Source organism: Caulobacter sp. (assembly GCF_035254145.1).
GTDB lineage: Bacteria > Pseudomonadota > Alphaproteobacteria > Caulobacterales > Caulobacteraceae > Caulobacter.
Window position 1 is genome coordinate 1 of sequence record NZ_DATFAV010000258.1, and the last position, 10,359, is coordinate 10,359.

A 10,359-nucleotide genomic window follows, 5' to 3' on the forward strand; every position below is an offset into this window, starting at 1 on the left:
GAGGCCGGCTCAGCAGCGCTTCCCCCTCTGGCGCTTCGCGCCACCTCCCCCGCTAGGGGGAGGATTTGGGCGTCAGGCGCCCCGCCTGTACCGCTCCACGCCCGCCAGGTAGGTCCGCGCCACCACGCGGTCGTCACCCAGCACCGTCAGCGCGAAGAGCTTGTCCTCCAGCGTCTTCGCCGCCGCCAGCCGGCGGGCGATCAGCGGGGTCGCGGCCAGGTCCAGCACCAGGAAGTCGGCTTCCTTACCCGGCGCGAGGTTGCCGATCTTGTCGTCCAGATCCAGCGCCCGCGCGCCGCCCAGGGTGGCCAGATACAGGGCGTGGAACGGCTCCAGGGCGTCGCCGCGCAGTTGGCCGACCTTGTAGGCCTCGCCCAACGTGTGGAGGATCGAGAAGGTCGTGCCGGCCCCGACGTCGGTGCCCATGCCGACCTCGACCCCGTGCGCGCAGGCCTCCTTCAATGGGAACAGGCCCGAGCCCAGGAAGAGGTTCGAGGTCGGGCAGTACGCCACCGCCCCGCCCTTGGCCGCCATCCGCTGGAAGGCCTCCCCCTTCAAGTGAACGCAGTGGGCGAAGACCGAGCGCTCCCGCAACAGGCCGAAGCGATCATAGACGTCGAGATAGTCCTTGGCGGCGGGAAACAGCCGCGCCGTCTCCTCGATCTCGTGCGGATTTTCCGACAGATGGGTCTGCATCCAGACGCCGGGGTGGGCCGCCAGCACCTCGCCGGCCATGGCGAGCTGCTCGTCGCTGCAGCTGATGGCGAAGCGCGGCGTCACCGCATAGCCGAGACGGCCCTTGCCGTGCCACGCGGCGATCAGGGCTTCCATGTCGGCGCGGCCGCTCTCGACCGTGTCGGTGAGACCTTCGGGCGCATTGCGGTCCATCAGCGACTTGCCGGCGATCAGCCGCATGTCGCGGGCGTAGGCCTCGGTGAACAGAGCCTCGACCGAGACCTTGTGCACAGACCCGAACACCAGGGCCGTCGTCGTGCCGTTGCGCAGCAGCTCGTCGAGGAAGAACGCCGCCGTTTCGGCCGCGTGGACCGGATCGGCGAAGGCCGCCTCGCAGGGAAAGGTGTGCTGCTCCAGCCACTCCAGAAGTTGCGCGCCGTGGGCGGCGATGACGTCGACCTGCGGAAAGTGGATGTGGGTGTCGATGAAGCCGGGCGTGATCAGGTGACCCGAGAGGTCCTCCACCGGCGTGTCGCCCAGGCGTGGCGCGAGGTCGGCATGGTCGCCGCAGGCGGCCACGCGCCCGTCCTCGACCAGCAGCAGGCCGTCTTCGTGGAAGGCCACCGCCTCCGAGGTCTTGGCCGGGGCGCCCAGCAGGTGGAGGATCGACCCTCGATAGGCTTTCACGTCTTGGAACTCTCGTCGTTGCGCACGCGCGCCGCTTCCTGGCGCATCAGGAGGTCGGCCGCCACCGAAACCGCGATCACCTCGGGGGCCTTGCTCTTCAGGCCCGGCAGGCCGATCGGACAGGTGAGGCGCGTCAGCACGGCCTCGGAGAAGCCGTCGTCGCGCAGGCGGCTCATGAACCGGGCCCGTTTGGTCTTCGAGCCGATGACCCCGAAATAGCCGAACCCGCCGCCCGCCAGCCCGGCCGAGACCAGGGCGTAGTCGAGGGCGTGGTCGTGAGTGAGCACCAGGCCATAGGCGTCGGCCGACGCGCCCATCGCCCTGGCGGCCATCTCCGCGGGCTCAAGCACGGTGACGCCCGGGATGTCGGCGGTCTCGGGGCGGCTGTCGCACCAGAACAGCCGGAACGGCAGCGGCTCGAACGCCTTGGCGATCGCCTGGCCGACATGGCCGGCGCCGAACAGCAGCAACGGCGGACGTGGGGCGTCGGCGCGCTCGACCAGCTCGTCGCCCAGCTCGGGCCGCACCCCACGCGCGGCGGCGGGCGCGCCGGCCAGCGACACGGCTGGGCCCTCGGCGTCAGTGGCGAGAATGGGGGTGATCGACTTTCTCAGCAGGCCCGGATCGAAGCGAGTACGAACCTCGAAGGGCTGCGCCGCGTCCATGCGCTTGGCCGCCTCGGTCAGCCAGTCGCGGCTGTCGTCGTTCAGGCGTTCCAGGAACAGCCGCACGCGGCCGCCGCAGCATTGAGCCAGCAGCGGGCCCAGCGGATAGTCCTGGATCGCGAAATGGGCCTGGCTTCCGTCCAGCATCCGGCGGGCCTGGTCGGTCGCGCGATGCTCCAGATTGCCGCCGCCGATGGTGCCGGACTGACCCTCGCGCCAGACGACCATCTTGGTCCCGGCCTCGCGCGGGGCCGAACCCTCGGTGGCGAGAACGGTGACCAGCGCGGCTTCGTCGCGGGCGTCGAGGCGGGCGAGCGCGGCGCGGGCCCAGTTCCGGCTCATGCTCCCTCTCCCTTTGGGAGAGGGGTAGGGGTGAGGGTTTTCAGAGGATGACGGGATAGCCCCTCACCCTCCCACCGCTTCGCGGTGGGCCCCGCCCTCTCCCTATGGAAGAGGGATTTACACATCGCGGGCTCTCCGCTTCACGTCCTCACAGGCCATCAGGATCGCCTCGGGCGTCGCTGGCGCGCCCAGCTGCGGGAAGGTCCGATACTCGTCAACGCTCGCCACCGCATGACAGATCGCCGAGTGCACCGAGATCGCCAGCATCAGCGGCGGCTCGCCAACCGCCTTGGAGCGATGCACCGTCGCCTCGACATTGCGGCCGGCCTTCCACAGGCGGATGTCCAGGTGCGCCGGGCGGTCGCCGCAAGTCGGGATCTTGTAGGTCGAGGGCGCATGGGTCCGCAGGCGGCCTTGCGCGTCGTAGACCAGCTCCTCCGTCGTCAGCCAGCCCATGCCCTGGACGAAGCCGCCCTCGATCTGGCCAAGGTCGATGGCGGGATTCAGCGACTTGCCGACGTCATGCAGGATGTCGGCGCGGGTGACCTTCATCTCGCCGGTCAGGGTGTCGATCAGCACCTCGCTGCAGGCCGCGCCATAGGCGAAGTAGTAGAACGGCCGGCCGGTGTGGGTGGCGCGGTCGTAGTGGATCTTCGGCGTGGCGTAGAAGCCGGTGGCCGACAGCGAAATCCGCGCCAGGTAAGCCTGGCGCGCGAACCAGCCGAATTCGAACGTCTCGCCGCCGACACGGACGCCTTCCGGCGTAAAGGCCACCGCGTTGGGCTCGACATTCCATTTGCGCGCCGCGAACTCGACCAGCCGCGCCTTGATCGTCTCGGCCGCGTTCAGCGCCGCCATGCCGTTGAGGTCCGCGCCCGATGAGGCGGCCGTGGCCGAGGTGTTGGGCACCTTGTCGGTGACGGTCGAGGTGATCTTCACCCGCGCGACATCGACCTGGAACGCTTGGGCCACCACTTGGGCGACCTTGATGTTCACCCCCTGCCCCATCTCGGTCCCGCCGTGGTTCAGCATGATCGAGCCGTCGGCATAGAGGTGCAGCAGCGCCCCAGCCTGGTTCAGGTGCGTGGTCGTGAACGAGATCCCGAACTTCACCGGCGTCAGAGCGACGCCCTTCTTCAGGACCGGGCTCGTCGCGTTGAACGCCTCGACGTCGCGGCGGCGGGCCTCGTAGTCGCACGAGGCGGCCAGCTCGTCGATCAGCTGCGGCGCGACATTGTCTTCGACCACCTGGCGATAGGGTGTCAGGTTCCGCCCCTCGCCGCCATAGAGGTTGCGGCGGCGCACCTCCAGCGGATCGAGGCCCGTTGCTGCGGCCACCGCGTCCATGACCCGCTCGATCGCCAGCATGCCCTGCGGTCCGCCGAAGCCTCGGAAGGCGGTGTTCGACACCGTGTGGGTCTTGAACCGGTGCGAGACGATCTCGACCGCCGGCAGGAAGTAGGCGTTGTCGGCGTGGAACATCGCCCGGTCGTTGATGGCCATCGACAGGTCAGTGGTCGCCCCACAGCGCGAGGAGAGCTCCAGCGCCAGACCCGTCAGCCGTCCCTCGTCGTCGAAGCCGACATCGTAGGCGACCTCGAAGTCATGGCGCTTGCCGGTCATGACCATGTCCTCGTCGCGGTCGGGACGGCACTTGGCCGGCCGGCCGGTCTTCACCGCCACCAGGGCGGCGGCGGCGGCGAACAGCGAAGCCTGGGTCTCCTTGCCGCCGAACGCTCCGCCCATGCGGCGCACCGCGACGGTGACGGCGGTGTGCGGGCGATCCAGGACCCGAGCCACCAGATGCTGCACCTCGCTGGGATGCTGGGTGGACGACCAGATGTGAACGTCGCCGTCCTCGCCCGGCGTCGCCAGCGCCACCTGGCCTTCGAGATAGAAGTGATCCTGGCCGCCGATAGCGAACCGGCCCCGGATCCGACGTGGCGACGTGGCCAGCGCGGCCTGGGCGTCGCCCCGCGCCATGCGCTGGCTGGCCTCGATCTTCAGGTCCATGGCCCGCGCGGCGGCGATGTCGATGGCGGCCGGCAAGTCCTCGTACTCGAACACGGCCTTGGCGGCGGCGGCGCGGGCGGCGGCGATCGAGGTGGCGGCCACGGCGAAAAGGCTCTGACCCACGCAATAGACCTCGCCCCCAGAAGCCTCACTGGCGGCGAACAGCCTGTCGTCATGGATGACCGGACTGACGTCGTTCTGGCCCGGAATGTCCGAGGCGCTCAGCACCGACACCACGCCCGGCGAGGCGCGCACGGCCGAAAGATCCAGCCGGGTGATCCTCGCATGGGCCCGTGTGCTCATGCCCAGATGCACGTGCAGCAGGCCCGGCGGTTCGGGCAGGTCGTCGATATAGATCGCCGAGCCGGCGACATGGCGCTGGGCGCTGTCGTGCGGCAGGGGCGCGTGCACGCCCTGGACGGCGCTGGTCGCTGCGGCTCCGGAGTCAGCCATGGGCGCTCTCCGGAATGACGCGGGTCGTCACGCCAGGCATGGTGGTCTCCAGGAACACCTTGCGCAGCATGTTCCGCGCCGCCAGCGCGCGGTAGGCCGCCGAGGCGCGCATGTCGCTCATCGGCGCGTAGTCGGCGTCCAGCGCCGCCATCGCCGTCTCCACCGTCGGCTCGGTCCAAGGCTGGCCGACCAGCGCCGCCTCGCATCCGGGCGCGCGCCGGGGCGTGCCCGCCATCCCGCCGAACGCGATGCGGGCGTCCGTCACGACGCCGTCCTCCACCGCGATCGAGAACGCGCCGCAAACCGCGGAAATGTCCTGGTCGAACCGCTTGGACAGCTTGAAGACCTTGAAGATCCGACCCGCCGCCGGTTTCGGAACCACGACCGCCTCGACGAACTCGCCCGGACGCCGATCCTGCTTACCATAGTCGAGGAAGAAGGCTTCCAGAGGCGACTCGCGGCGCGTCTCGCCCCGGCGCAGGACCAGCGTCGCGCCCGCCGCGATCAGGGCCGGGGGCATGTCGCCGATCGGCGAGCCATTGGCGATGTTGCCGCCGATCGTGCCGCTGTTGCGCACCTGCGCGGAACCCAGCCGGCGCATCATCGCGCCCAGGTCCGGATAGAGTTTCGCGACCGCCGCGATCGCGTCGACATAGCGGACGCCCGCGCCAATCCGCAAAGCCTGGCTCGTCTCCTCCAGGGTCCTGAGTTCGGCGACTTCCGATACGCTGATCAAGGCCGGCATGGGCCGCCGCTGCTTGGTGACCCACAGGCCGACGTCGGTCGCCCCGGCCACGATCGTCGCGTCGGGATGGGCCATATAGACCTCCGCCAGCTCATCGACCGTGCGCGGGGAGAACCACTCGCGGACGACGCCATGGATCTCGTCCTGGAAGCTGAGCGCCAGCATCGTCTCGTCACGAACCATCGAAAGATCAGCCATCGGCGCGGTTTCGGCGGCCAGGGTCTTGGCGACGTCGATGATCGGGCCATAGCCGGTGCAGCGGCAGAGATTCCCGGCCAGCACCTCGCCGACCGGTCCGTCCGCGCCCTTGGCGCCGATCGCGCGGCCGTACAGCGACATCACGATCCCGGGCGTGCAGAAGCCGCACTGCGAGCCGTGCTTGTCGACCATGGCCTCCTGCACCGGATGCAGAGCTCCGTCCTTCGCCAGGCTCTCCACCGTTATCAGCGCCTTGCCGTGCAGCATGGGCAGGAACTGGATGCAGGCGTTGACCGCCCGCCAGGCGACGCCCCCTTCCCCATTGGCGCTCTCGGCCTCGCCGACCAGCACCGTGCAGGAGCCGCAATCGCCCTCGGCGCACCCTTCCTTCGTCCCGGTGCGGCGCAGAGGTCCGCGCAGATGCTCCAGCAGGGTGGTCGTCGGGTTCGCCCCGCGAACCTCCTGAACCTCGCCGTCCAGCAGAAAGCGGATCACCTCGCCCATCAGCTGCCCCGATAGGTCGAATAGCCATAGGGCGAGACCAGCAGCGGCACATGCCAATGCTGCTCGGTGTTCGACACGGCGAAGTCGATGACCACCACGTCCAGGAACGGCGGATCGGTGACGGGCAGGCCCGAGGCCTCGAAGTGGTCGCCGATCGCGAACTCCAGGCGATAGCCGCCGACAGTCAGGGCCTCCCCCGCGATCAGGCGCGCGCGACCGTCGGCGTCGGTGCGCAGCTCGGCCACCGGCGCGAAGCCGGCGCCCTCGCGCCGCGACACGCGCACCACGACGCCGGCCGCCGGTCTGCCGGCCGCCTGGTCGAGGATGTGTGTCGTCAGTCCGCTCATGCTGGTTCTCCGGTCACGTCGATGCTCGGCCGCCGCCACCGCCCTGTCCAGCACGCGGGGCGTCCGCGAGGCGGGGATGGGCGATGCGCCAAGGAAGACGGCGCGCGGCGCCCGAAGCGGAGGCAATATATAATAGATTTATTACTTACGAGAGACCTTGTGACGGCGAAAGAATGTTACCGTTATCATAAATGACTTCGATCGCTGGGCGCTCGGGGTTGGAAAAGCGGCCCATCCCCGGTAGCTAGACGCCTGACGGTCCGCGAACGAGACGGACCGCGCGAACGGGCGCGCAGAGCTTCTAGAGGATCACCGATGGACGAGGATTTCCGCAAGGCGGCGCTGGACTATCACCGCCTTCCGCGACCCGGGAAGCTGGCGATCGAGGCCACCAAGCGAATGGCCACCCAGCGCGACCTCGCCCTCGCCTATTCCCCGGGCGTCGCCGCTCCCTGCCTGGCGATCGCCGAGGATCCGGACATGGCGCGCGACTACACCGCGCGCGGCAACCTGGTGGCCGTCATCTCCAACGGCACCGCCGTGCTGGGCCTGGGCGACATCGGCCCGTTGGCCTCCAAGCCGGTGATGGAGGGCAAGGCCGTCCTCTTCAAGAAGTTCGCCGGCATCGACGTGTTCGACATCGAGGTCGACGCCAAGGATCCGGACCGCTTCATCGAGGTGGTGGCGGCGCTGGAGCCCACCTTCGGCGGCATCAATCTCGAGGACATCAAGGCCCCCGAGTGCTTCGTCATCGAGCGCACCCTGCGCGAGCGGATGAACATCCCCGTCTTCCACGACGACCAGCACGGCACCGCCATCGTCTGCGCCGCGGCCGTCCGCAACGCCCTGCTCGTCCAGGGCAAGACATTGCGGGACGTCAAGCTGGTGACGTCGGGCGCGGGCGCGGCCGCGCTGGCCTGCGTCGACCTGCTGGTCTCGATGGGCCTGCCGGTCGAGAACGTCACCCTGACCGACATCAAGGGCGTGGTCCACGCCGGCCGCGACGCGGACATGCCCGCCAACATGGCCCGCTACGCGCGGACCACGGACGCGCGGACCCTGCCCGAGGTGCTGCCGGGCGCCGACATCTTCCTGGGCCTTTCGGCGCCGCGCGTCTTCAAGCCCGAATGGCTGCCGCTGCTGGCGCCCAATCCCCTGATCCTGGCCATGGCCAATCCGGATCCCGAGATCCTGCCCGAGCTGGTCTACGCGGCGCGGCCGGACGCGATCATGGCCACGGGGCGCAGCGACTACGCCAACCAGGTCAACAACGTCCTGTGCTTCCCGTTCATCTTCCGCGGCGCGCTGGACGTCGGCGCCTCGGAGATCAACGAGACGATGAAGGTCGCCGCGGTCGAGGCGATCGCCGAACTGGCCCGCGCCGAAGCGTCCGAAGTGGTGGCGAGCGCCTATGGCGGCGCCGCGCCCGTGTTCGGCTCGCAATACATTATCCCCAAACCTTTCGATCCGCGCCTGATCCTGCAGATCGCCCCGGCGGTCGCCAAGGCGGCCATGGATAGCGGCGTGGCCACGCGCCCGATCGCCGACTTCGACCACTATCGCCGCGAACTGGAGCTGTTCGTCTACCGCTCGGGCCAGCTGATGCGGCCGGTCTTCGAGCGAGCGCGCAAGGCGCCGGTCAAGGTCGCCTACGCCGAGGCCGAGGACGAGCGCGTGCTGCGCGCGGTCCAGACCGTCGTCGACGAAGGCCTAGCCCATCCCGTGCTGGTCGGCCGCCGCGACGTGATCATGGCCAAGATCGAGGAGCTGGGGCTGCGCCTCGATATCGGCGGGACGGTCGAAATCGTCGACCCCCAGGCCGACAAGGCCCTGTTCGGACCGTTGGTCGCCGACTATCAGCGTCTGGTCGGCCGGCGCGGCGTCCCGCCGATCGCGGCCGAGCGCCGCGTCCAGGGCCGCCGCACGGTGGCCGCCTCGATGCTGCTGGATTCCGGCTATGTCGAAGCCGCGCTGGTGGGCGGTAGCGGCGACTGGTGGCAGCACATGAAGTACGCCCTGCCGATCATTCCCAAGCGGGATGACGTCAGCCGGGTCTATGCGATGTCGTCGCTGATCCTGGACAACGGCACGCTGTTCTTCTGCGACACCCACGTCAATGTCGATCCGACCGCCGAGCAGATCGCCGAATGCACCCAACTGGCCGCCGAGGCCGTGCGCCGCTTCGGCGTGACGCCCAAGGCGGCCCTGCTCTCGCACTCCTCGTTCGGGGCCAGCAACTCGCCGACCGCCCGCAAGATGCGCGAGGCCCTGGCTCTACTGCGCGATCAGGCGCCCGAGCTGGAGGTCGACGGCGAGATGCACGCCGACGCCGCCCTCAGCCAACACCTGCGCGATCGCATGGTGGCCGACAGCCCGCTGAAGGGCTCGGCGAACCTTCTGGTCATGCCGACTCTGGACGCGGCGAACATCGGCCTCACCCTGCTGAGCGCCGCGACCGAATCCCTGCTGGTCGGCCCTCTTCTGCTGGGCATGGCCAAGCCGCTGCATGTGCTGATCCCCAGCGTCACGGCGCGCGGTATCGTCAACCTGACGGCGCTGGCCGTAAACCAGGCGGCGTCCGAGCGGGCTCGGGAAGCGGGCTGAGGCGCTCACGCGCCCTCCTTCCAAAACGACAAAAGGCCCCGTCCAGCGCGTCAGCGCCGGCGGGGCCTTCAACAGTCTCTGAAAAAGGCCGTCCGTCCGGGCGGCCTTTTCCTTTGCGCGCCTAGAGGATGCGCAGGTTCCCGGCCGAGGTCTTGCCCGAGCGGCGATCCTGTTCAAGCTCGTAACCGACTTGCTGGCCTTCGTTCAGGCCACGCAGACCGGCGCGTTCAACGGCCGAGATGTGCACGAACACATCGCCGCCGCCGTTGTCCGGCTGGATGAAGCCAAAGCCCTTGGTGGTGTTGAACCACTTCACGACACCCGTGCCGCTTTCGCCGGTGCCCGACGAGAAGCCGCCGCCGCCGCCGCCGCCGCGCGGAGCATCGAAGCTGCGCGGGGGACGAGCGCCACCGCGAGCGCCGCCACCGGCCGGCACGGCGCCGTGGCCCGTGACGCGCAGTTGACCGGCCGAGGTCTTGCCCGAGCGGCGGTCTTCTTCCAGTTCATACGCGACTTGATCACCTTCGTTCAGACCCGCCAGGCCCGAGCGTTCAACCGCGGCGATGTGGACGAACACGTCCTGGCCGCCGTCCTCGGGCTGAATGAAACCAAAGCCCTTGGCCGGGTTGAACCACTTAACGACACCGTTCGCCATATTATCCTCAAACACCTCAATCGACGGGCTGATAGTCGGCCCGCGTCCTTCCAACGGAAGTCATGACGCAAAACCGCGCCATGCGCTATGGGCTTTGAATGGAGAAAGTCGGCTGGAACACGGCCGAGGGCAGAAAAATTCACGCTTCCGGCGGCGAGCGTGGCGCAAATGCCACTCTAAATTGCACGTGAAGATATAGAAAAACCCCGGCCACAATCGGACGGGGCGCTTGGCCTCACGGGCTCTGGCGTTCTGGACCTTGGGTGCGGGGACAGGATTTGAACCTGTGACCTTCAGGTTATGAGCCTGACGAGCTACCGGGCTGCTCCACCCCGCGTCAGGGGGTTATGTGAGATTGTGAGGCAGGGGTTGGACTTTGGTTTGATATCCTTTTGGCGGACCTGGCGGCGACCTACTCTCCCGCGCCTTGAGACGAAGTACCATTGGCCCAGGGGGACTTAACGACCGAGT

The 10,359-nt window shown here is 68.7% G+C and carries 7 protein-coding genes, 1 tRNA gene and 1 pseudogene; 1 reads left to right on the forward strand and 8 read right to left on the reverse strand.

Annotated elements, in window-relative coordinates:
• Window positions 1–72: 72 nt before the first annotated feature.
• From guaD to uraH, 5 genes are all read right to left on the reverse strand, one after another.
• Window positions 73–1,362 (reverse strand): guanine deaminase, encoded by a 1,290-nt coding sequence (gene guaD / locus VJ655_RS15840; protein WP_324112716.1) that lies wholly within the window; start codon window positions 1,360–1,362, stop codon window positions 73–75.
• A complete protein-coding gene (gene xdhC / locus VJ655_RS15845; RefSeq protein WP_324112718.1) occupies window positions 1,359–2,369 on the reverse strand; it encodes a xanthine dehydrogenase accessory protein XdhC in 1,011 nt (336 codons plus the stop codon). The genes guaD and xdhC overlap by 4 nt, the downstream gene beginning before the upstream one ends.
• A gap of 117 nt (window positions 2,370–2,486) precedes the next feature.
• The gene (xdhB, locus tag VJ655_RS15850; protein WP_324112720.1) at window positions 2,487–4,835 is read right to left on the reverse strand and encodes a xanthine dehydrogenase molybdopterin binding subunit; all 2,349 of its coding nucleotides are present in this window, start codon (window positions 4,833–4,835) and stop codon (window positions 2,487–2,489) included.
• The gene (xdhA, locus tag VJ655_RS15855; protein WP_324112722.1) at window positions 4,828–6,282 is read right to left on the reverse strand and encodes a xanthine dehydrogenase small subunit; all 1,455 of its coding nucleotides are present in this window, start codon (window positions 6,280–6,282) and stop codon (window positions 4,828–4,830) included. The genes xdhB and xdhA overlap by 8 nt, the downstream gene beginning before the upstream one ends.
• Window positions 6,282–6,629: a hydroxyisourate hydrolase gene (gene uraH / locus VJ655_RS15860; RefSeq protein WP_324112724.1), complete on the reverse strand. Its 348-nt coding sequence runs from the start codon at window positions 6,627–6,629 to the stop codon at window positions 6,282–6,284. The genes xdhA and uraH overlap by 1 nt, the downstream gene beginning before the upstream one ends.
• Before the next feature lie 315 nt (window positions 6,630–6,944).
• Between uraH and VJ655_RS15865 the strand changes: the two genes are divergently transcribed.
• Window positions 6,945–9,233: an NADP-dependent malic enzyme gene (locus VJ655_RS15865; protein WP_324112726.1), complete on the forward strand. Its 2,289-nt coding sequence runs from the start codon at window positions 6,945–6,947 to the stop codon at window positions 9,231–9,233.
• A gap of 121 nt (window positions 9,234–9,354) precedes the next feature.
• On the opposite strand, the gene VJ655_RS15870 is transcribed toward VJ655_RS15865, so the two are convergent.
• The 3 genes and pseudogenes from VJ655_RS15870 to VJ655_RS15880 form a co-directional block, all read right to left on the reverse strand.
• Entirely contained in the window at window positions 9,355–9,549 is a 195-nt protein-coding gene (locus VJ655_RS15870; protein ID WP_035017693.1) for a cold-shock protein, read from the reverse strand.
• A 135-nt stretch (window positions 9,550–9,684) separates the two neighbouring features.
• A pseudogene (locus VJ655_RS15875) lies at window positions 9,685–9,888 on the reverse strand (cold-shock protein); the annotation flags it as partial.
• Between the two features lie 260 nt (window positions 9,889–10,148).
• Window positions 10,149–10,225, reverse strand: a tRNA-Met gene (locus VJ655_RS15880).
• Window positions 10,226–10,359: the final 134 nt, after the last annotated feature.

What these genes read in the sequence shown, in the direction of transcription:
- xdhA (WP_324112722.1), bottom strand. Translation starts at nt 6,282, where the DNA reads ATGGGCGAGGTGATCCGCTTTCTGCTGGACGGCGAGGTTCAGGAGGTT.
- xdhB (WP_324112720.1), bottom strand. Translation starts at nt 4,835, where the DNA reads ATGGCTGACTCCGGAGCCGCAGCGACCAGCGCCGTCCAGGGCGTGCAC.
- uraH (WP_324112724.1), bottom strand. Translation starts at nt 6,629, where the DNA reads ATGAGCGGACTGACGACACACATCCTCGACCAGGCGGCCGGCAGACCG.
- xdhC (WP_324112718.1), bottom strand. Translation starts at nt 2,369, where the DNA reads ATGAGCCGGAACTGGGCCCGCGCCGCGCTCGCCCGCCTCGACGCCCGC.
- VJ655_RS15865 (WP_324112726.1), top strand. Translation starts at nt 6,945, where the DNA reads ATGGACGAGGATTTCCGCAAGGCGGCGCTGGACTATCACCGCCTTCCG.